9 protein-coding genes and 2 rRNA genes are annotated in these 21998 nt (G+C 69.0%); 7 read left to right on the top strand and 4 right to left on the bottom strand.

Translation table 11 applies throughout. The features are described from left to right. Positions 1-226: 226 nt before the first annotated feature. On the bottom strand, positions 227-1771 hold the full coding sequence (locus tag PZB75_RS13710; protein ID WP_275535582.1) for a sporulation protein: 1545 nt from the start codon (positions 1769-1771) through the stop codon (positions 227-229). Positions 1772-2808: 1037 nt separating this feature from the next. Here PZB75_RS13710 and PZB75_RS13705 point away from each other — a divergent pair. After that, the gene (locus tag PZB75_RS13705; protein ID WP_275535581.1) at positions 2809-3111 is read left to right on the top strand and encodes a hypothetical protein; all 303 of its coding nucleotides are present in this window, start codon (positions 2809-2811) and stop codon (positions 3109-3111) included. A gap of 368 nt (positions 3112-3479) precedes the next feature. Continuing rightward, on the top strand, positions 3480-5657 hold the full coding sequence (locus tag PZB75_RS13700; RefSeq protein ID WP_275535580.1) for an asparagine synthase-related protein: 2178 nt from the start codon (positions 3480-3482) through the stop codon (positions 5655-5657). 238 nt (positions 5658-5895) lie between these two features. Here PZB75_RS13700 and PZB75_RS13695 read toward each other — a convergent pair whose 3' ends face one another. After that, positions 5896-7734: a sigma-70 family RNA polymerase sigma factor gene (locus tag PZB75_RS13695; RefSeq protein WP_275535579.1), complete on the bottom strand. Its 1839-nt coding sequence runs from the start codon at positions 7732-7734 to the stop codon at positions 5896-5898. 1222 nt (positions 7735-8956) lie between these two features. Next, complete coding sequence (locus PZB75_RS13690; RefSeq protein ID WP_275535578.1) at positions 8957-10018, bottom strand: helix-turn-helix domain-containing protein; 1062 nt, start codon at positions 10016-10018, stop codon at positions 8957-8959. A gap of 335 nt (positions 10019-10353) precedes the next feature. On the opposite strand from PZB75_RS13690, the gene PZB75_RS13685 reads away from it, so the two are divergent. Beyond that, positions 10354-12150, top strand: coding sequence for an NAD(P)/FAD-dependent oxidoreductase (locus PZB75_RS13685; protein ID WP_343286235.1), 1797 nt, complete (start codon positions 10354-10356; stop codon positions 12148-12150). Positions 12151-12396: 246 nt separating this feature from the next. Continuing rightward, positions 12397-14106, top strand: a complete 1710-nt coding sequence (locus PZB75_RS13680; protein WP_275535576.1) for an ATP-binding SpoIIE family protein phosphatase — start codon at positions 12397-12399, stop codon at positions 14104-14106. A 166-nt stretch (positions 14107-14272) separates the two neighbouring features. Here PZB75_RS13680 and PZB75_RS13675 read toward each other — a convergent pair whose 3' ends face one another. After that, positions 14273-15574, bottom strand: coding sequence for an MFS transporter (locus PZB75_RS13675; protein WP_275538701.1), 1302 nt, complete (start codon positions 15572-15574; stop codon positions 14273-14275). A 133-nt stretch (positions 15575-15707) separates the two neighbouring features. On the opposite strand from PZB75_RS13675, the gene PZB75_RS13670 reads away from it, so the two are divergent. The 3 genes from PZB75_RS13670 (at position 15708) to PZB75_RS13660 (ending at position 21960) form a co-directional block, all read left to right on the top strand. Next, positions 15708-16265 (top strand): MarR family transcriptional regulator, encoded by a 558-nt coding sequence (locus PZB75_RS13670; protein ID WP_275535575.1) that lies wholly within the window; start codon positions 15708-15710, stop codon positions 16263-16265. Between the two features lie 736 nt (positions 16266-17001). Continuing rightward, positions 17002-18529: ribosomal RNA gene (locus PZB75_RS13665) — 16S ribosomal RNA — on the top strand. Between the two features lie 305 nt (positions 18530-18834). After that, positions 18835-21960: ribosomal RNA gene (locus PZB75_RS13660) — 23S ribosomal RNA — on the top strand. Together the 16S and 23S rRNA genes form the textbook arrangement of a ribosomal RNA operon. The last annotated feature ends 38 nt before the right edge of the window (positions 21961-21998 follow it).

Here is a 21998-nt window from a genome sequence, read left to right as displayed (position 1 = left end):
CGTCTTCGCCGTGACCGGCGGTTCGGGAGGGCCGGGAAAGGCGGGAGGGACCGGAGGAGCCGGGAAGGGTGGGAGGGGCGAACGGGCCGGGAGCGGGGGCCGGGGCGGAGGTGGACCGTCGGGCCGGAGCGGCAGATGTCGGTGCCGGAGAGGCGGGGGCCAGGGACGGGGGCCCGGTGTCAGGGGCCAGTGGTGAATGCCCGCCCAGGCCCCGTCTCCGGTCTTCCTACCCGGGCGCCACGAGCAGCGGACGGGCGCGTTCGCGCAGCTCGGCGACGCGGGGTTCGTCGCCGTACGGTTCGAGGCGGTGCAGCAGGTCCCGTACGTACTCCGTGGTCCGTGCCGACGAGATGCGGCCCGCGACCTCCACCGCGCGGGTCCCCGCGGCGCAGGCCGCGTCCAGGTTGCCCGACTCCAGTTCGGCGACCGCGGACACGACGAGCCGCAGCCCGTGCGAGCGGACGAACTCCTCGGTCGGCCTGGACAGGGCCTGTTCGGTGAAGCGGCGCACCTGGCGGGGCGCCTTCAGATCGCGGTAGCACTCGGCGGCGTCGGCCGCGAACCTGTCGTACGAGTAGAAACCGAGCCACGACGGGTCCGCGTCGCCCGGCCGGGACCGCTCCAGCCAGCCCTCCGCCGCCTTCAGCGCCGCCCCGGCGGCCGGTGCGTCCCCCGCCTTCGCGTGGGCCCGTGCCTCGACCAGCCGGAAGAAGCTCATGGTGCGGGCGGTGGCGAGGCCCCGGTTGCGTTCGACGGCGGCCTGCGCGAGATCCACGCCCTCGTCGGCGAAGCCCCGGTAGGTCGCCTGGAGCGACATCGAGGCCAGGACGTACCCGCCCAGCGGCACGTCGGCCGCCGCGCGGGCCAGCCTCAGCGCCTGGATGTAGTAGCGCTGAGCGGCCTCCTGCTGCCCGGTGTCGAAGGCCATCCACCCGGCCAGCCTGGTCAGTTCGGCCGAGGCGCCGAACAGCGCACGCCCCACCTCGTCGCTGTACGAGCCCAGGAGCAGCGGCGCCGCGTCGACCCGTAAGCACTCCGGGACCATCGACGAACGCCAGTCCCCGCCCCCGTACTTGGAGTCCCAGCGGCGCGCGTCCTGCGCGGCCTCACGCAACTTGGTGACATCACTGTGCCCCACCCGCAGCGGAGACACGTCGGGCGCGGACTCGGGGCCGGGCTGCACCGGGATGACCGGTGGCCCGACCGTGCTCTGCGCCCCGTGCGACCCTGGTGCGCCCCGGTGCCCCGATCCACCCCGGCCACCGAGGACCGCTGTTTCGGCGGCCGTCGGATCACGGGCCACCGAAGGGTCGGCGGGGGTTATCAGCCAGCGGGAGGCCGGCGTCGCGTACGCGCTCACCGCGAACGACCCCGCCAGCGACTGCCAGATGCCGCCGCCGCTGCTTCCGCGGCGCCCGGCCAGATCCAGTCGGTAGAGCTCGGTCGCCGACCGCACCGCCTCGCCCACATCGCGTGGGAAGGCGAGCCCGACCTCGGGGGCCGGATCGGCGTCCGCCAGCCCGATCTCGTGCAGCGGTACGGGCCTGCCGAGCTTCGCGCCGATCGCGGCGGCGATGAGATGGGGCGCGGCGCCCTGCGGCACCATGCCCTTGGAGACCCATCGGGCCACCGACGTCTTGTCGTACCGAAGTGTCAGACCGCGCTGCGCCCCGAGGTCGTTGACCCGCCGGGCGAGCCCGGCGTTGCTGATTCCCGCGAGGGCGAGAACGGTGCCGAGTTTCTCGTTCGGCCCGCGTTGCTCCCTGGACATGCGCCACCCCTCGACACACAGACGGCCGCCGCGACACCGTCGGGCGCACGGCATTCGTACCGTGTTCTCCCCAGCGGCGGACCTCCGCACTCCGGCCGCACACGCATGTGGCCGAGCCCCGAGGAATATGCCTGTCCGGAGAGAACATCAGTCAACCCAGCGTAGTTCGCCGCATCCCGACCGTTAAGGGGCAGACGTCCGTATGGCGAGATTGTTGTCGGTGCGAAGGTACGACGGAGATCCGGGGAGGTGCGCCGGCGTCACATGTGCGACGAGCCACGCTCCGGGCGGCTCGGCGGGGAGGAGCAAGGGGGCGGAAGCCGGTGAGGGGACTCTGCCGGTCGCGCTCCTGGTGTGTGGTCGTGCGCCTGGCCGTGCGCTCTGGCCGGGCCGGTGGGTGAGCGCTTCCATGGATGCTGCGTGGGTCGGCCCGCCGCACTGGACTCGGCGGGCTGGGGGACACTGCCGCCTCATTCCCCGCGGGCGGCGGACCGGTCCGGGAGGCGAACGCCGCCTCCCGGACCGAGCGCCGAACCGGTACGAATCACCAGTGCGATCGCGTGTTCGCGGTTGCGGCGGGCCGGGAGAATGGCCGAATGACGTCGGTCCGTGGAGGCGCTTGCCGCCGCCGCGCGAATCGGTAGCGTGCAGGGGGGAGTTGAGCACCGGACGGTGGTTTTTCGGCCGGTTCGAGCAGGGGTGGGGGCGGTATCCGTTCGGGGGCGTGCGCGGGGCGCGCGATATGGAGTGCGCGGTGTGGGGTGCGCGATGTGGGGCGCGCGGTGTGGGGTGCGCGATGTGGGGCCAGGGGCTTCCCGGCCGTGGCCGACGGTCCGAGCGGGCGGCCGGCGTACGAGGATGCCCGCCAGTAATGCTGCCGAGCCGATCCAGGTGGCGGCGGTCAACGGTGTCGGTGCCGCGCTCATGAAGGCCCTGGCTGTCCTGATCGCCCTCTGCGGACCGGCCGTACCGGCCGTCGCTTCCCGCGCACCGATCACCGCTGGATCGCTCCGCTCGCCGGCGCGCTCACCACGGCCGTGGGTGTTCCCGCCGGGGCCGCCCTGTGGCGCCTGGTCGGCCGCGACCGCGCGGCGACCCGCCGCCTGGAGGTCGTTGGCGTCCGGGCGACCGCGGAGATCCGTGCCCTCACCCTGGCCGCCTCGGACGAAACGGACACCTGCGAGGTCGTCATGCGGATCAGCGGTCCCGGCCTCGCTCCCTTCGAGGTGCGCCAGAACCGCGCGGGTGGCGCTGACATGCGGGTGGGCGCCCGTCCACGCGCACTGGTCGACCCGTCCGACCGCTCCTGTGCGTTTCCCGACCGACCGACCGTCCGCTGACCGGCCGGCCGACCGACCGCCACGTCGTCGGCGGGGGCCAAACCTCAGCGGCAGAGCAGCAGAGGGGCAGAACTGCGGCGGGACAACGTGCAGTCGCACGGGACATCCGGTGTCGCTCAGCACCGCCCCGGCGGGCGCTCCCGCGCGTCGGCCGGAGCCGTCCCCGGCGTCAACCGGGGCCATCCCCAGGGCCGTCGGACCGTCTCCCGGGGCGGCCCGGTCTTTGCCAGGGGCGCATGCTCGTCCGGTGTGCGCCGTCCGCGGCCCCTCCTGTGCGCCGTTGTCGTGGCAGCATGTGACAGCAACGGCGCTGCACACTTCGTATCCTGCTCGACGCGCCGGTTTGTCCACAGGCTGTGGAGGCGCCGATGCGGTGGTTGGTGGGGTGGAGCAGTATCGCCGCGAGCTTCGGCACGGTCGGTGCGGTGGCTTCGGGCGGTATGGGTGGTGTGGGCGGTTCGGTGGGCCTGGGGGGCTCGGAGAGCGGTTTCGGTGACGAGGGGCGCACGGTGCACCCCGTGGGTTCGCAACTCCTGTGGGGCGACCCCGATCCGCTGTGGGCGGTCGGCGACTGGCGTCCCGACGAGATCCGTATCGTCAGCGTCGAATCCCCCGACAGCGCACCCACCACCAGGCTCGCCGTGCTCGGCTGCTGCGGAGCCACCGACGAACAACTGCGCCTGGGCCTGCTCTCCGCGCGCGGCGGTGCCCTGCGGCATCTCACCGCCTGGTCCGGCAGTTACACGGCGGTCGTCCAGATAGGCCGGCGGATCACCGTGGTCGGGGACCTGGCCGGAGCCCGGCCCGTCTTCTACACACCGTGGTCCGTCGGCACCGCCTACGCCACCGCCGCCCTCCCCCTCGCCGATCTCATCGAGGCGCAGCTCGACATCGGCCACCTCGCCGCACTGCTCGCCTGCCCCGAGACCCCGGAGGCGTTGCGCGACGGCACCCCGTACGTGGGGGTGAAGCGGATTCCGCCCGGACACGCGCTCATCCTCCGCGAGGGCTCGCGCGAGATCACCGGTTACGAGCCGGTGGCGTCCCTCGCCGTCGCAGCGCCCCAACTCGACCCGGTGAGCGCCGTGGACGGCGTGCGCGACGCGCTCGTCGAGGCCGTACGCGCCCGGCTGATGGCCCCGCGCCACGCCCCCGGCACCCTGCCGCCCGACCCCGGCCCCGTCCCCGGCATGGGGCCGGCCGAACGCCGCGCCGCCCGTGGCGCACCCGTCCCCGGCATCGGCGCCGACCTCTCCGGAGGCAGCGCCTCCGCCACTCTCGCCCTGCTCGCCTCCGGACTGCCCGGCCTCCCGGGACTGCCGGGCACCCTCCTCGGCAACGGCGCGGGCGCCGGGGAACGCCTGCTCGCCGTCACCTTCAACGACCTCACCGGACGCGGTCACGAGGACGAACTCGAACGCGCCCGCGCCATCGCCGCCAACCCGCGTCTGCACCATGTCGTCGTCGCGGCGGGCGAAGAGGCCCTGCCCTACGCCGATCTCGGCCACGGACCGCTCACCGACGAACCGGCCCCCTCCCTCGTCGTCGCCGAGCGCCACCGCCGCCGCCTCGCCGCGGGCAGCGCCGACCACTTCGTCGGCCACGGCGCCCGGCAGGTGCTCGACGCGCACCCCGCACGCCTCGCCGATCTGCTGCTGGACCGGCGCAGACGTCACCTGCTGCGACCGGTGGCCGCCCTGGCCAAGGCGGAGGGCGCGGCGGTCCGCACACTGCTCGTGCCGCCGGCCGTCTACCGTGCCGCTCGACGCCTCGCCCGTACGTCGTACCGCTCGGGCCTCGAAGCGGCGGCCGACCGGCTCCCGGACGCCAACCGGTACGTCCCCGACCTCACCACCCCCGCCGCCGCGTCGATCGCCGCGCTCACCTGGTCGCGGCCGGGACCGGCGGCACGCTGGCTGACCGGGGAAGCGCTCGCCGAGGTGTCGGTTCGTCTCCAGGAGGCGGCGATCCGCCCCACCTCGGTGCAGCGGCCGGGCGAGGCCCGCGCCCGCGCGGCGCTCGCCCGGCTCGCCGCCGACCACCGCATCCTGGAGCAGGCCGCCGAGAACCGCAGCCAGCGCGTGCACGCGCCCTTCCTCGACAACCAGGTCGTACGTGCCGCCCGCGCGCTCCCCGAATCGCTCCGGGTGCAACCGGGTGCGCGGGCCGCGATCCTGCGTACGGTCCTCGCGGGCACCGGCATCCACGAACTGCCCGCCGGCTGGGGGAGCCCGTCGCCGGCCGCGTCCGACGCCGCCACCCGGGCCGGGCTCAGCAACTCGCTGCCCGAGCTGATGGCGCTCTTCGACGCACCGCTCCTCGCCGACGCGGGCCTGATCGAGGCCCGCGTCGTACGGAAGGCGCTCCGCGCCGCGTCGGAGGGCGAACCGCTCCCCCTGGACGGCATCGCCGACCTGGTGTCCACGGAACTCTGGCTGCGCCGCCTCATCACCCGCCACGGCACCTGCTGGACGGGCACGGCCGCCCCGCGCCAACGTGCGGTCGCGGGAGGCGTGGCGGTCTCCCGCCGCACCCTCCAGTCCTGACACCTGGCATGTGAGGGTGCGGTGTCGACACGACCGCTCACCGCCGGAAGACCGTTGCGTTTCCGCACGTCTGCACGTCTGCGCATCTGCCGATCTGCACATCTGCGCACCGCGTCCCCGCGTCCCCGCGTCCCCCCGCACCTGCGGGGCTGTTGGCGCGGCTGCCCGTCCGGACGTTCGCCCGCCTGCTCAGAGCCCGGGTCTCCGGGTTTCCGCGCGGCCGAGTCTCCGTCCGGTGTCAGCGGCAGCTGATCCGTGAGTTCGCCCAGTCGGCCAGTGCCGCCCCGCCGTGGTGGGCCTGCCGCTCGACCACGAGCCGGATGCTTCGCTGTCCGTCGACAACGACGCCCACCGGTACGGCCGGATCGCCACTCCGCATCGCCCGGGAGCGCCACAGTCGTGTGCCGTCGGCGCCGAACACGGAGAAGCGGACCGAGGCTGACCCCGCCGTCAGATCGTCCACGCCGACCATCGCGTCGTAACGGGCGCACTCCCGGTTCAGCTGGATGGTGACCGAGGAGTGGCTGTGCACCGTCACCCCGTGCGCGTACCGCGTACCGGCGATCGACAGACCGGCACGTTGCCAGACCCATCCGCTCTCGCCACCCACCACCTCCGGCCCGCTGTGGTCACCGAGGTGGGAGTAGCGCAGCTCGTTGACCTGGTAGACGGTCGGCTCCACGGGTGGGGTCGGCGTCGGGGACGGGTCGGGCGTCGGGCTCGGCGTGGATGACGGAACGGGGGTGGGCGTCGGGCTCGGTGCGGCGGGGGAGGGGGACGGCGTGGGCGTGGGAGCGGCCGGGGGGCTGGGGGTGGCGGGTTTCGGTGCGGGCGCCTCCGGTTTCGGTACCGGCGTGGGGGCGCTCCTGGGGGGCGTCGCCGGGGTCGGGGTCGGCGCGGGGGGCCTCGGTGCCCGTTCCGGCGCGGGCGCCGGGGCCACGGGAGCGGCCACAGACGGTTCGGCGACGACCTTCGGCGGCGGGTCCGACGGGCTGTTGCCCACCAGCGCCCACACCAGCCCGGCCGACGCCGCCACGGCGACCGTCGCCGCGAGCCCGGCCTTCACCGGCATGCCGAGGCCCTCCGCCACGGCGCCCCCCGCCGTTCCGCCGGCCGAACCACCGCCGGTTGTTGCCGCCGCCGCTGCGCCCGCGCCCGCCGCTCCGGCCGCGCCACCCGTCGCGACAGCGGCGACCTTGGCCGCGTATCCGGCGGCGAACCAGCCGATGACCGCGACCGGGAGCAGCGCCGGAATGCCCGCGTTGACATGGGCCAGCTCGCCCGCCGCGATCCGGCACTTCGCGCACTCGTCCAGGTGCTTGCGCAGCCCTCGCTCGGCCCGCGTCCGCAAGCCGCCCCTGGCGTGCGCTCCGAGCCGGTCCGCGTAATGCGCGCAGTCACCGCCGGAGGTGAGCGCCTGGCTCACATGGGCCTGGAGGTAGGCCTGCTTGAGCCCCTCCCTGGCCCGACTCGCCAGCACCGCCGTGGCGTTGGCGGTGAGTCCGAACAACGGCGCGACCTGGCTGGGCGACTCCTCCTCGACGGTGGTGTGCCACAGCACCGCCTGCCAGCGCTCGGGAAGACTCCGGAAGGCCCGCACGGCCAGCGACCGTTCCGCCTCGTGCATCGCCATCACGTCGGCGCCGAGGTCGAGCGTCGCCATGCCCGACGCGTCGAACGAATCCGCCCGGGACGCCTGCGCCGCGAACACGGCGAAGTCATCGACCAGTTGCTCGCGCTTGGCGGTCTTCGTCCAAGCGGCGGCCACATGCCGGACCGCCGTCATCAGGTAGGCCCGTACGGCCTCCTCCGGCCCCTTCCCTCCGCGTACCGCCTGCAGTGTGCGGGCGAACACCTCCGCCGTCAGGTCGTCGGCCGTGTGCGCGTCCCGGCAACAGTTGCGCGCGTACCGGCGCACCGCGTCGCTGTGGCGCCGGAACAACTCCTCGTACGCCCGGTCGTCCCCGCCCCGCATCCCCTGGATCAACTGGGCGTCGGACAGGCCCGCTTCCCCGGACGCGACGGTCTCGTCGCGTGCGGAGGAACGAAACGCGCCGCTGCCCCTCTCGCGCTGCATCGGAACCGACGCCTCGACCACCCTCTCGGCCGTCCCCCCGAACGCCGACCCCTGGACCGCCGACCCCCCGACCGTCGACCCCTGGACGACCGATTCCCCGGGGCCCGACGACCCGAGGCCGGGCCTGGGGGCGGGCTCGGAGGATCGGGCCTCGGCACCACGGGCCGGGACAGTGCCGCTACCGGCCGGGGCGGCACCGCTGGCAGGGACCGGGCCAGGGCCGGCGGCAGGCTCGGTGAAGGGCTCGGTGAAGGACTGAGTGACGGGCTTGGCGGGTAGCGAGTTCGGCGCATCCCCCACGGCCCGGTTCGGCATCCGGGACTGATGCCCGGACGAGATTTCGCTACCCCGCTCCTCGTCAGCCGTGATCCATGGTCCCGGCAGGACGGTCCCGGAGACAGCACCCTCATCGGCATCACTCTCGGAACCGGTCCCACCGACGTCACCGGAGCCAACGCCCTTTCCGGCGGCGGCTCCACCGGAAGCGTCGCTCGCGGCCATGTCGCCACCGCCACGCCACCCGGAACGACCTTGGCTCGGCACGTGCCGGACGGTGAACCCGTGGGTATCCGCGCCGTCCCTCGGGGCCCCGCCGTCGAGAGAGTTCTCCTGCTGCCCGTCACCGCTCATCGCGGAAGCCCCCGTACGCGCCTTTGGACCCGAACATCGGGCAAGCGTGCCACAGAGTGCAATACGGGCTACCCCTCAGTCTCGGCAACCACTCATCCGGGGCCCTTTCCCGAATATGAACACGTATCCATCCCTCTTCCTGAAGCACTCAACCGGCTGCGCGGCTCGATGAATTGAACGGTGTGCCTCACCGAACCGACCTTCTGGTTCGCTCTTGTCCCCCGACCGGTCCGTACCGGCCGATCCCGGACGCCCCGGTCAGGCCTCCAGGACCACGCGATTCCGGTCCACCACCGTGTCGACCCAGCCGTCGGACTCGGCTCGCCCTCCACGCCTGCGCGCCGGCCCCTTCCCCCGTCAAGCAGCCGACCGGCCGACCCACCCACCGGCCGACCCGGCCGACCCACCGACCGGCCAACCCACCGACCCACCGACCGGCCAACCCACCGACCCACCGACCGGCCGACCCACCGAGTCGTCGAGCCATCGAGTCGTCGCGGAGGCCAGCGTCCAGCCGTCGAGCGACCGGGCCGCCGCGTCCTTCCGCCTCCCCCTCAGCTCAGCACAACTCACGCAACATGGGGACGCAGGCTCACGCGGCGTGGGGGCGCAGACCTTCCAGCAGGATTTCGAGCAGCCGGGCCGAGGCGGCGGCCTGCTGAGCGGCGTCCGGGAGCGCGGGCGCCGCCGTGGCTATCACCAACAGCACGTCCGCCACCGTCACATCGCCCCGCAGCTCACCGGCGCCGCGTGCCCGATCCACCAGTAGGCCCACGACCTCCAGAAGCTCGGCGGCGCCACCCGTGTCGTCGCCCCCGAGCCCGGCCGCCGTTCCCTCGGCGCCCTCGGCCTCCGGGATCGAACGCGGCGTGCCGCCCCGGAGGTCCGGCTGCCCCGTCCCCTGCCGTTGCTGGGGCACCCGCACCCCCTCCAGCACCTCGATCGGTCCCGAGCCCGTCACCGGACCGGATTCCGCCCCCGTGCCGGAACCCGTCCCCGCCCCGAACGCCGCTCGCGATCCCGTACCGATCCCGTCCACATCCGCATCCACGCCCACGCTCACGCCCGAACCGGCAAGCACCGCCGACGCGGAGGCGGATGCCGACCCCGGTCCCGGCCGCCGCCCCGGCGCGGATGCCTCGTCGTCGACCCCGACCCGCAGCACCTGCGGCGGCAGGAGCCGTCCCGCCCCCGACACCACCGACGCGCGCAGGAAGTGCGAGAGTGCCGACCAGGGCTCCTTCTCCTGCCCCAGAGCCGTCCGCGCCTGTTCCGTCAGCCGGGAGGTCTCCTCCTCGGCTATTCGCCGCACCAACACGTCCTTGCTCGGGAACCGCCGGTAGACCGTGCCGACTCCGACCTTGGCGCGACGCGCCACGTCTTCCATCGGGGCCCCGTACCCCAGCTCACCGAACACCTCGCGCGCCGCCCGCAGCACGTGCTCCAGATTGCGCTGGGCATCGACCCGGAGCGGAGCCGAACGCCCGCCCCGCCCTCCCTCGCCGGTCAGCGAGGCAGCGCTCAACGCCCTGGCCGTCGTTGCCACCCCCGCCGCCGACGGGCCGTCAACTCCCGTGCCGCCGACCGTTGCCAGTCGGCCGTTGCCGCTGTCGGACGCGAGAGCGTCCTGCCAATGAGAATCCTGAATACGCATGAAACATCCCCCGGTTATGACGTCTCCCCCCGGAGACTTCCCCGCCGTATCGATGGGGGGACCGGCCCAACCCAGAAACCGACTCCCCGACGGGTTACGAACATAGTTGAGCCCGAGTCAATTCAGAAGGGGGTAGTTCCGCACGGAGCGCCGCCCGATCGGAGCAAGGGTCCGAGGTTGTCCGGATCCGACCCCGTCCGCCACCCCCTTTACCACGCCTGACCTGCACGGCGACCATTCCTCACGAGGGACCACCGGCGCCGACCCGCCGAAGTGCTCCGGTCACACAAGTTGTCAGGCCTGTGGACAAACATCAGCGGCCGGTGCGTCATGGGGTGGTGACGGCTTCAGATTCCCGGAAGACACCTCCCGGCCCCCCGACCGGTTCGCGCATTCTCGTCGTCGGAGGCGGCTACGTAGGGATGTACACGGCGCTGCGCCTCCAGCGGAAGCTGAAGCAGAGACTGAGGAGCGGCGACACCGAGATCGTTGTCGTCACCCCGGAGCCGTACATGACCTATCAGCCGTTCCTGCCGGAGGCCGCGGCCGGTTCGATCTCACCGCGACATGTGGTCGTGCCGCTGCGCCGGGTCCTGTCGCACTGCACGATCGTCATCGGCGAGGCGCGGAGCGTCGATCACGCGAAGCGGACCGCGTCGGTCGTCACCCTCGCCACGGACGAGGAAGGCACCGGCTCCCGGGAGATCGCGTACGACGAACTCGTCATCGCGCCCGGCTCGGTGTCGCGCACCCTCCCGGTCCCCGGCCTCGCCGAACACGGCATCGGCTTCAAGACCATCGAGGAGGCCATCGGCCTGCGCAACCATGTCATCGAGCAGATGGACATCGCCTCGGCCACCCGCGACCCGGCCATCCGCGACGCCGCCCTGACCTTCGTGTTCGTCGGCGGCGGCTACGCCGGGGTGGAAGCACTCGCCGAACTGGAGGACATGGCCCGCTACACCTCCCGCTACTACCACAACATCAGGGCCGACGACCTGAAGTGGGTCCTCGTCGAGGCCACGGCCCGCATCCTCCCCGAGGTCGGCGAAGCGATGGGCGAATACGCCATCCGTGAGCTGCGGGGCCGCAACATCGACGTACGACTCGACACCCGACTGGAATCCTGCGAGGACCGGACCGCCGTGCTGAGCGACGGTGCCCGCTTCCCGACCCGCACCGTCGTATGGACCGCGGGCGTGAAACCGGCGCCGCTCCTCGCCGCCACCGATCTGCCGCTCACCGAACGCGGACGGCTCAGGTGCACGCCCCACCTCGCCGTCCAGGGCGTCGACCACGCCTGGGCGGCCGGGGACGCCGCCGCCGTCCCCGACCTCACGGCAGCGGAGGACCGGGGCGGGGCTCAGGGCGGGGGCCGGAGTGAGGGGCGAGGCATGGGCCGGACCGGTGCCGTCGGAGACACGCCTCCCACCACCGCCCCCAACGCACAGCACGCGGTGCGCCAGGCCAAGCTGCTCGCCGACAACATCGTCGCGTCGCTGAGCGGCGAACCGCTCAAGGAGTACCGGCACGCTTACGTGGGGTCGGTCGCGTCCCTGGGGCTGCACAAGGGCGTCGCCCATGTGTACGGCCGCAAGATCAAGGGCTACCCGGCCTGGCTGATGCACCGCGCCTACCACCTCAGTCGCGTCCCCACGTTCAACCGGAAGGCCCGCGTCCTGGCCGAATGGACGCTGGCCGGGCTCTTCAAACGCGAGATCGTGTCCCTCGGTTCGCTGGAGCACCCGCGTGCGGAGTTCCAACTCGCCGCCGGAAGCAAGCCCCCGATCAGCGGGCCCCCGAACGGCAAACGCCCGATCAGCAATCGCCCGATCAGCAAGCATCCGAACGGCAACCATCCGAAGGACAAGGCCCCGAACGGCAAGCACCCCACCGACCGGGGGCCCGACACCGCTCACCCCGACAGGGGACGCCGCCCCGACACCGACCGCCCCGACACCGACCGGGGGCCCGGCACCGACCGCCCGGTCACCGGAGGCCCCGCCAACGGACTCCCCGGCAGCGGGTTCCAGGACGACCGGCCGTACGGTCTCCCCGACGACCGGTCCCCCGAACCCCCGAAGGGCCGGCGCCCGGAGGACCGCCGCCCCGAGGACACAGAGGGGAACTGACCCCCGTCAGCGCGACCCGGGACACTGTACGTGTGACGATAGGTGGGTCCACACCTGCACAGAGTGACCCGGTCGGCAGTGACCAAGAGTGATCAGCAGCACGACGAGGCCCAGCCGCGCCTTCCCAGGGGCTCGGCGCGCGGCGCCCCGCCCCCGGCGGAAGAACCGGCAGCCGAAACAGCTCGCCCGAGCCGAAGCAGCCCGCCCGAGCCCGGACCAGACCGACACCACGAGGCCAGAAATTCCGTGAACTTCACGCGTTGGAGCGCCCGCCTACCCGGAACGCAGCGCCGCGCCGCCGCCCGGGACGACCGCAGTTCCGTGCCGGCGGCCCGCGGTGAGTACGCACGACCCGACAGCGGCGCTCCCGGCGCCCCCACGCACTCCCCGGCGCACAGTCCCGCCGGGGCCGAAGCGCTCGCGCTGGAAGACCTCTCCGTACGGGACGTCCTGGGCCGGCTCCCCGCCCTGGTCGCCCTCGTCCACGGCCCCGACCACCGCATCGCGTACGTCAACGACGCCTACACCGCCGCGTTCGGTCACCGCCCGGTCGGAGCCCCCGCCGCCGAGGCCATGCCCGAGCTCGCCGAGCTGAGCCTGCTGCCCCTGATGGATCAGGTACTGCGCAGCCGCACTCCCCGTACGGTCAAGTCGCGGAAGGTACGCGGCGGCGGCTCGTACACCGTGACCTGCACCCCGGTCACCACCCCGGCCGCACCCGGCGCCCCCGCCCCGGCGCAGGACGGCGCCCGCACCGACGGCCCCCGGCGTGGCGTGCTCGTGTACGCCACCGACGTCACCGACCACGCGGAAGCCGCCGAACGGCTGCGCACCAGCGAACGCCGCCACCGCGAAACGGCCGTCACCCTCCAGCGCTCCCTCCTCCCCCAGGAGCTGGAACAGCCGGACGACCTGCGCATCGCCGCCACCTACCAGCCGGGCGGCACCGACGCGGCGGTCGGTGGCGACTGGTACGACGTCATCACCCTCGGAGCCGGGCGCACCGCGCTCGTCATCGGCGACGTGATGGGTCGCGGGGTCCGCGCCGCCGCCGTCATGGGTCAGCTGCGCACCGCCGTCCGCGCCTACGCCCGCCTCGACCTGCCGCCGCACGAAGTGCTCCAGCTCCTCGACGGCCTCGCCGCCGAGATCGACGCCAGTCAGATCGCCACCTGCGTCTACGCCGTCCACGATCCGAACGAGGGCCGCCTCGTCTACGCCTCCGCCGGACACCTCCCGATCCTGGTGTGCCACGAGGACGGCACGGTCCACCGCACGGAGGAACCGACCGGCCCGCCGCTCGGCACCGGCGGCTGGGAGCACGCCTCGGCCACGATCGCGCTGCCACCCGGTTCCACCGCGGTCCTCTACACGGACGGCCTGGTCGAGCGGCGCAGCGAGGACATCGACGAAGGACTCACCGCCCTGGAACGCGCCCTCTCCGGGGCGAAGGGTTCACCGCAGGTGGTCTGCGACCGGCTCATCCGTTCCCTGGGCGTCACGGCGGAACACGACGACGACGTGGCCGTCCTGGTCGTACACCATCCTGCCCGTACGGGTACGAACGCGGAGCTGTTCCACAACGCGTCGCTGGAGCTGCTCGGCGGCATCGAGGCGGCCCCGCGCGCCCGCGCGTTCGCCTCGGGGGTCCTGACGTCCTGGCGCTTCCCGGTCGAGCTGTGCGACCTGGGCGTCCTCGCGGCGGGCGAACTCGTCGCGAACTCGCTCCAGCACGGCACCCCGCCCATGCGCCTGGCCCTGCGCCGCACCGACCGCCGCCTGATCATCGAGGTGACGGACGGCGACGACCACCTGCCGCACCGCCGCCGCGCCGAACCGGCCGACGAGGCCGGGCGCGGCATCACCATCGTCGCGACGATCGCCTCGGCCTGGGGCAGCCGTCGCGCACCGGACGGCGGCAAGGCCGTCTGGTGCGAATTCGAGCTGCCCCGCTGAGGGCGGCGCGGCCCCGGCCCACGGGACGCCTGGCCGACCCGGGACGCCCTGACCGATACGGGACGGCCTGAACCGACCCGGGACGCCCCGTCGGTACGGAACGCCCCGTAACGCGCGTACCCCGCCCCGGCGGTAAGCGGTACGGGATACGCGGTACGAGGACGGCTCAGTGAACGGCGGCCGGGGCGATCGCGGGCTCGTTCTCCGGCAGTGACACGGCCACCACGAGTGACGGCACGGCCGCCGACGAAGGCTGGTCCTGTACGGGGGTGAGCCGCCGCCCCAGCCTCAGCGCCAGCGCGGTGATCGCCAGCGAGAACAGCACGAACGTCACGATGTACGGAGCGTGCAGCGTCGCCCCCATCGGCCCGCCCACGGCCGGTCCGACCGCCAGCGCCAACTGCTTGACCAGCGCGAACGCCGAGTTGTACTGCCCGACCATCGACTCCGGCGCCAGATCGGCGACCAGTGGGGCCACCGTAGGCGACAGCATCGACTCGCCGAGCCCGAACAACGCGTACGTCGAGATCATCGCGGCCGTCGCCATCGTCTGGCTGCCGTGCCCGAGACCCGCGTATCCGGCCACGATCCAGGCGAACGCCCAGATCAGCCCCACCGCGGCGATCACTCGGCTGCGCTTGCGGCGCTCCACCAGCCGCAGCACGACGAACTGCGCCACGACGATGACCGCGGTGTTGGCGGCCAGCGCGATGCCCAGCGTGGCCGGTTCGATGCCGGCCGCCTCGGTGCCGTACGCCGCGAGTCCGGACTCGAACTGTCCGTAACAGGCGAAGAACACCACGAACCCCAGGACGCACAGCTGCACCATGGCCCGGTTCGAGAGCAGAGCCCGCATCCCGCCCTGCGCGCCGGCCGCGCCTTCACCGGCCCTGACGGCGGCGGGGGACGATCCGAGCGGCATCCGCACGGTCGTCGCGATGACGCCGAGCACCACGAACATCGCGGCCTCGATCAGGAACAGCAGGGTGAAGCTCGCCGGCCGGCTGGTGTCGACGATCTGCCCGCCCACCAGTCCGCCGATGCCTAGCCCCAGGTTCTGGAGGAAGAACTGCATGGCGAAGGCCCGCGTACGGGTACCGGTGTCCGAACACCGGACGAGCATCGTGGCCAGGGCCGGCTGCATGACAGCGGTACCCGCGCCGAGCACCGCCGCGGACAGCACCGCCGAGGTCACACCGGAGGAGAGCCCCAGCGCGGCGGCTCCCACGGAGGCCACGACCGAGGCCGCGATGAGCACGGGCAGCGGTCCGCGCCGGTCGATGACCCGCCCCGTGAACGGCAGGACGGCCAGCGCTGCCATGGCAAAGACCGCCAGTACGACTCCCGCCGTACCGGCACCCAGATCCCGCACCTGCGCCACATAGACGTACAGATACGGGACGGTGAACCCCAGACCGAACGCGCTCAGCGCGCTCCCCAGCTGAATCCGCCGCAGCGCTGCACCCATTTCCCTGGTCACACTCACCTACCTCAAGATCTCGGAGGACTCACGTCCAAAGACTTCGATACTAAAGTTCGACAGTTAAGAGTACAGCTCGAAGGACTTCGATGCCAACGGATGGCGTGCCATACTGCCCGCCATGTCTGACACCACCGAGCAGCCCGGGCTCCACGAGCCGAGCCTCGACGAGCAGATCGCCGCCTACCAGCGCGAATTCCACGATCTGGACCCCCAGGTGGAACAGGTCGTCTCGGCGCTGGGCCGACTCAACCGACGCATGAACGTCGCCTACGGGCGCCAGCTCGCCGATCTCGGCATCAGCAACGCCGAGTGGGAGGTACTGAAGACCCTGGTCCTGTCCGGCGCCCCGTACCGGCTCGGCCCGGGCGAGCTCGCCAAGCGCCTCGGGCTCACCCCCGCCGCGATGACCCACCGCATCGACCGCATGGCGGGCGAAGGACTGGTCACCCGCGACCGGGACGAGAACAACCGGGTCCGGGTCATCGTCGAGCTGACCGACGAGGGCCGTACGAAGTGGCTCGAAGCGATGCGCATGGCGACCCGCTTCGAGGGGGACCTGCTCCAGGACCTCTCGGCCGAGGAGCGAGGGGTGCTCGGCGAGATGCTGATCCGCCTGCTGCGCCGGGTGGAACACGCCCAGCCGGACGCGGGCGGCCGGCTCACCGACCTGGACTGACCACTGACCGGACTCGCCGCCGTCCGGCCGGAGCGGACCGGCCGGACGGCAGGACCGAGCGGGACGGGCGGGGTGTACGAGGAACCTGAGGCAGGGGTTGACGCGCCCCGCCCCGATCCGTAAGGTTCTTCGAGTTGTCACGGAGCCGGAACGGTTCTGCGACAGCCGATCCCGCCGCGAATGCGGCAACCAAAACTCAGCACGATCTCCCAACTCGGAGAAATTTCGGCATGCCGTAATTGAACCGAAGGCCCGATTATGAGCCGCCGGGAGAATCCGCTAGGGTTTGGGCGTCGGAACGGCTCAACGGCCGGGAAGACGAGGCCCGCTGACTGGGAATCAGGCCCGAAAGGATCTGATAGAGTCGGAACCGCTGGAAAGGGAAACGCGAAAGCGAGGAACTGGAAAGCAGCCCGGCCGGCCGGGAATCGGACACGAAAGAGTCTGATAGAGTCGGAAACGCAAGACCGGAAGGAAGCGCCCGGAGGAAAGCCCGAGAGGGTGAGTACGAAGGAAGCGTCCGTTCCTTGAGAACTCAACAGCGTGCCAAAAGTCAACGCCAGATATGTTGATACCCCGGCCTGTTTCGGCAGGTTGGTGGTTCCTTTGAAAGTCCTGTTCACCGGTCCTTGTGGCTGGGGGCAGGCAATGACACAGCGAGGACGCTGTGGATGACCGGTCTTATTCCGACCGGTTGTTCCGCTCTCGTGATGTGTGTCCCGATTACGGGAAAACATTCACGGAGAGTTTGATCCTGGCTCAGGACGAACGCTGGCGGCGTGCTTAACACATGCAAGTCGAACGATGAAGCCTTTCGGGGTGGATTAGTGGCGAACGGGTGAGTAACACGTGGGCAATCTGCCCTGCACTCTGGGACAAGCCCTGGAAACGGGGTCTAATACCGGATAATACTCTGTCCCGCATGGGACGGGGTTGAAAGCTCCGGCGGTGCAGGATGAGCCCGCGGCCTATCAGCTTGTTGGTGGGGTGATGGCCTACCAAGGCGACGACGGGTAGCCGGCCTGAGAGGGCGACCGGCCACACTGGGACTGAGACACGGCCCAGACTCCTACGGGAGGCAGCAGTGGGGAATATTGCACAATGGGCGAAAGCCTGATGCAGCGACGCCGCGTGAGGGATGACGGCCTTCGGGTTGTAAACCTCTTTCAGCAGGGAAGAAGCGCAAGTGACGGTACCTGCAGAAGAAGCGCCGGCTAACTACGTGCCAGCAGCCGCGGTAATACGTAGGGCGCAAGCGTTGTCCGGAATTATTGGGCGTAAAGAGCTCGTAGGCGGCTTGTCACGTCGGTTGTGAAAGCCCGGGGCTTAACCCCGGGTCTGCAGTCGATACGGGCAGGCTAGAGTGTGGTAGGGGAGATCGGAATTCCTGGTGTAGCGGTGAAATGCGCAGATATCAGGAGGAACACCGGTGGCGAAGGCGGATCTCTGGGCCATTACTGACGCTGAGGAGCGAAAGCGTGGGGAGCGAACAGGATTAGATACCCTGGTAGTCCACGCCGTAAACGTTGGGAACTAGGTGTTGGCGACATTCCACGTCGTCGGTGCCGCAGCTAACGCATTAAGTTCCCCGCCTGGGGAGTACGGCCGCAAGGCTAAAACTCAAAGGAATTGACGGGGGCCCGCACAAGCAGCGGAGCATGTGGCTTAATTCGACGCAACGCGAAGAACCTTACCAAGGCTTGACATACACCGGAAAGCATCAGAGATGGTGCCCCCCTTGTGGTCGGTGTACAGGTGGTGCATGGCTGTCGTCAGCTCGTGTCGTGAGATGTTGGGTTAAGTCCCGCAACGAGCGCAACCCTTGTCCTGTGTTGCCAGCATGCCCTTCGGGGTGATGGGGACTCACAGGAGACCGCCGGGGTCAACTCGGAGGAAGGTGGGGACGACGTCAAGTCATCATGCCCCTTATGTCTTGGGCTGCACACGTGCTACAATGGCCGGTACAATGAGCTGCGATGTCGTGAGGCGGAGCGAATCTCAAAAAGCCGGTCTCAGTTCGGATTGGGGTCTGCAACTCGACCCCATGAAGTCGGAGTTGCTAGTAATCGCAGATCAGCATTGCTGCGGTGAATACGTTCCCGGGCCTTGTACACACCGCCCGTCACGTCACGAAAGTCGGTAACACCCGAAGCCGGTGGCCCAACCCCCTTGTGGGGAGGGAGCTGTCGAAGGTGGGACTGGCGATTGGGACGAAGTCGTAACAAGGTAGCCGTACCGGAAGGTGCGGCTGGATCACCTCCTTTCTAAGGAGCATTCTTGCCAGGTTCCTCCGGGGGTCTGGTCAGAGGCCAGTACACCGGCGAGTGTTCGGTGCTGGTGGCTCATGGGTGGAACGTTGACTATTCGGTCTGGTTGGGTCTTGTTCATTAGTACTGCTTCGGCGTGGAACATGAGGAGGGTTTGACTGGTCCGGGCACGCTGTTGGGTGTCTGAGGGTATGGCCGTATGGTCGCCTTCGGTTGCCGGCCCCAGTGCACTCACCTTTCGGGGTGGGGTGATGGGTGGCTGGTCGTTGTTTGAGAACTGCACAGTGGACGCGAGCATCTGTGGCCAAGTTTTTAAGGGCGCACGGTGGATGCCTTGGCACCAGGAACCGATGAAGGACGTGGGAGGCCACGATAGGCCCCGGGGAGCTGTCAACCAAGCTTTGATCCGGGGGTGTCCGAATGGGGAAACCCGGCAGTCGTCATGGGCTGTCACCCGCTGCTGAACACATAGGCAGTGTGGAGGGAACGAGGGGAAGTGAAACATCTCAGTACCCTCAGGAAGAGAAAACAACCGTGATTCCGGGAGTAGTGGCGAGCGAAACTGGATGAGGCCAAACCGTATGTGTGTGATACCCGGCAGGGGTTGCGCATGCGGGGTTGTGGGAGTTCTCTTGATCAATCTGCCGATTGGTCGGCAAGTCAGAAACCGTTGGTGTAGGCGAAGGACATGCGAAAGGTCCGGCGTAGAGGGTAAGACCCCCGTAGCTGAAACATCAACGGCTTGCTTGAGGATTTCCCAAGTAGCACGGGGCCCGAGAAATCCCGTGTGAATCTGGCGGGACCACCCGCTAAGCCTAAATATTCCCTGGTGACCGATAGCGGATAGTACCGTGAGGGAATGGTGAAAAGTACCGCGGGAGCGGAGTGAAATAGTACCTGAAACCGTGTGCCTACAAGCCGTGGGAGCGTCGCGCATCGAGCTTGCTCGGTGCGTCGTGACTGCGTGCCTTTTGAAGAATGAGCCTGCGAGTTTGCGGTGTGTTGCGAGGTTAACCCGTGTGGGGAAGCCGTAGCGAAAGCGAGTCCTAATAGGGCGTTTTAGTAGCGCGCTCAAGACCCGAAGCGGAGTGATCTAGCCATGGGCAGGTTGAAGCGGAGGTAAGACTTCGTGGAGGACCGAACCCACCAGGGTTGAAAACCTGGGGGATGACCTGTGGTTAGGGGTGAAAGGCCAATCAAACTCCGTGATAGCTGGTTCTCCCCGAAATGCATTTAGGTGCAGCGTCGTGTGTTTCTTGCCGGAGGTAGAGCACTGGATAGGCGATGGGCCCTACCGGGTTACTGACCTTAGCCAAACTCCGAATGCCGGTAAGTGAGAGCGCGGCAGTGAGACTGTGGGGGATAAGCTCCATGGTCGAGAGGGAAACAGCCCAGAGCATCGACTAAGGCCCCTAAGCGTACGCTAAGTGGGAAAGGATGTGGAGTCGCAGAGACAACCAGGAGGTTGGCTTAGAAGCAGCCATCCTTGAAAGAGTGCGTAATAGCTCACTGGTCAAGTGATTCCGCGCCGACAATGTAGCGGGGCTCAAGCGTACCGCCGAAGTCGTGTCATTTCAGCATGTACTCCTAACGGGGGCTGGGATGGGTAGGGGAGCGTCGTGTGCCGGGTGAAGCAGCCGCGGAAGCGAGTTGTGGACGGTTCACGAGTGAGAATGCAGGCATGAGTAGCGATACACACGTGAGAAACGTGTGCGCCGATTGACTAAGGGTTCCTGGGTCAAGCTGATCTGCCCAGGGTAAGTCGGGACCTAAGGCGAGGCCGACAGGCGTAGTCGATGGACAACCGGTTGATATTCCGGTACCCGCTTTGAAACGCCCAGTACTGAATCAGGCGATGCTAAGTCCGTGAAGCCGGCCTGATCTCTTCGGAGTTGAGGGTAGTGGTGGAGCCGACGATCCAGACCTGTATTAGGTAAGCGATGGGGTGACGCAGGAAGGTAGTCCAGCCCGGGCGGTGGTTGTCCCGGGGTAAGGGTGTAGCCCGTTGTGCAGGTAAATCCGTGCAACATACAGGGTGAGACCTGATGCCGAGCCGATTGTGGTGAAGTGGATGATCCTATGCTGTCGAGAAAAGCCTCTAGCGAGTTTCATGGCGGCCCGTACCCTAAACCGACTCAGGTAGTCAGGTAGAGAATACCGAGGCGTTCGGGTGAACTATGGTTAAGGAACTCGGCAAAATGCCCCCGTAACTTCGGGAGAAGGGGGGCCATTTCTGGTGATTGGGCTTTGCTCCATGAGCTGGGGGTGGCCGCAGAGACCAGCGAGAAGCGACTGTTTACTAAAAACACAGGTCCGTGCGAAGCCGTAAGGCGATGTATACGGACTGACGCCTGCCCGGTGCTGGAACGTTAAGGGGACCGGTTAGTGCGCTTTCGGGTGTGCGAAGCTGAGAACTTAAGCGCCAGTAAACGGCGGTGGTAACTATAACCATCCTAAGGTAGCGAAATTCCTTGTCGGGTAAGTTCCGACCTGCACGAATGGCGTAACGACTTCTCGACTGTCTCAACCATAGGCCCGGTGAAATTGCACTACGAGTAAAGATGCTCGTTTCGCGCAGCAGGACGGAAAGACCCCGGGACCTTTACTATAGTTTGATATTGGTGTTCGGTTCGGCTTGTGTAGGATAGGTGGGAGACTGTGATGTGGCCACGCCAGTGGTTGCGGAGTCGTCGTTGAAATACCACTCTGGTCGTGCTGGATGTCTAACCTGGGTCCGTGATCCGGATCAGGGACAGTGTCTGATGGGTAGTTTAACTGGGGCGGTTGCCTCCTAAAGAGTAACGGAGGCGCCCAAAGGTTCCCTCAGCCTGGTTGGTAATCAGGTGTTGAGTGTAAGTGCACAAGGGAGCTTGACTGTGAGACCGACGGGTCGAGCAGGGACGAAAGTCGGGACTAGTGATCCGGCGGTGGCTTGTGGAAGCGCCGTCGCTCAACGGATAAAAGGTACCCCGGGGATAACAGGCTGATCTTCCCCAAGAGTCCATATCGACGGGATGGTTTGGCACCTCGATGTCGGCTCGTCGCATCCTGGGGCTGGAGTCGGTCCCAAGGGTTGGGCTGTTCGCCCATTAAAGCGGTACGCGAGCTGGGTTTAGAACGTCGTGAGACAGTTCGGTCCCTATCCGCTGTGCGCGTAGGAATATTGAGAAGGGCTGTCCCTAGTACGAGAGGACCGGGACGGACGAACCTCTGGTGTGCCAGTTGTCCTGCCAAGGGCATGGCTGGTTGGCTACGTTCGGAAAGGATAACCGCTGAAAGCATCTAAGCGGGAAGCCTGCTTCGAGATGAGTATTCCCACCTCCTTGAGGGGTTAAGGCTCCCAGTAGACGACTGGGTTGATAGGCCAGATGTGGAAGCCTGGTAACGGGTGGAGCTGACTGGTACTAATAGGCCGAGGGCTTGTCCTCAGTTGCTCGCGTCCACTGTGTTGGTTCTGAAATAATGA

Origin of the sequence: Streptomyces sp. AM 4-1-1 (assembly GCF_029167625.1) — a bacterium.
Taxonomy (GTDB): Bacteria; Actinomycetota; Actinomycetes; order Streptomycetales; family Streptomycetaceae; genus Streptomyces.
This window is presented reverse-complemented; position numbering and strand designations above follow the sequence as displayed.

Excerpts from the sequence above, each read along its gene's own strand:
- PZB75_RS13690 (WP_275535578.1), bottom strand. The coding sequence starts at position 10,018 with ATGCGTATTCAGGATTCTCATTGGCAGGACGCTCTCGCGTCCGACAGC.
- PZB75_RS13675 (WP_275538701.1), bottom strand. The coding sequence starts at position 15,574 with ATGGGTGCAGCGCTGCGGCGGATTCAGCTGGGGAGCGCGCTGAGCGCG.
- PZB75_RS13700 (WP_275535580.1), top strand. The coding sequence starts at position 3,480 with ATGCGGTGGTTGGTGGGGTGGAGCAGTATCGCCGCGAGCTTCGGCACG.
- PZB75_RS13695 (WP_275535579.1), bottom strand. The coding sequence starts at position 7,734 with ATGCAGCGCGAGAGGGGCAGCGGCGCGTTTCGTTCCTCCGCACGCGAC.
- PZB75_RS13710 (WP_275535582.1), bottom strand. The coding sequence starts at position 1,771 with ATGTCCAGGGAGCAACGCGGGCCGAACGAGAAACTCGGCACCGTTCTC.
- PZB75_RS13670 (WP_275535575.1), top strand. The coding sequence starts at position 15,708 with ATGTCTGACACCACCGAGCAGCCCGGGCTCCACGAGCCGAGCCTCGAC.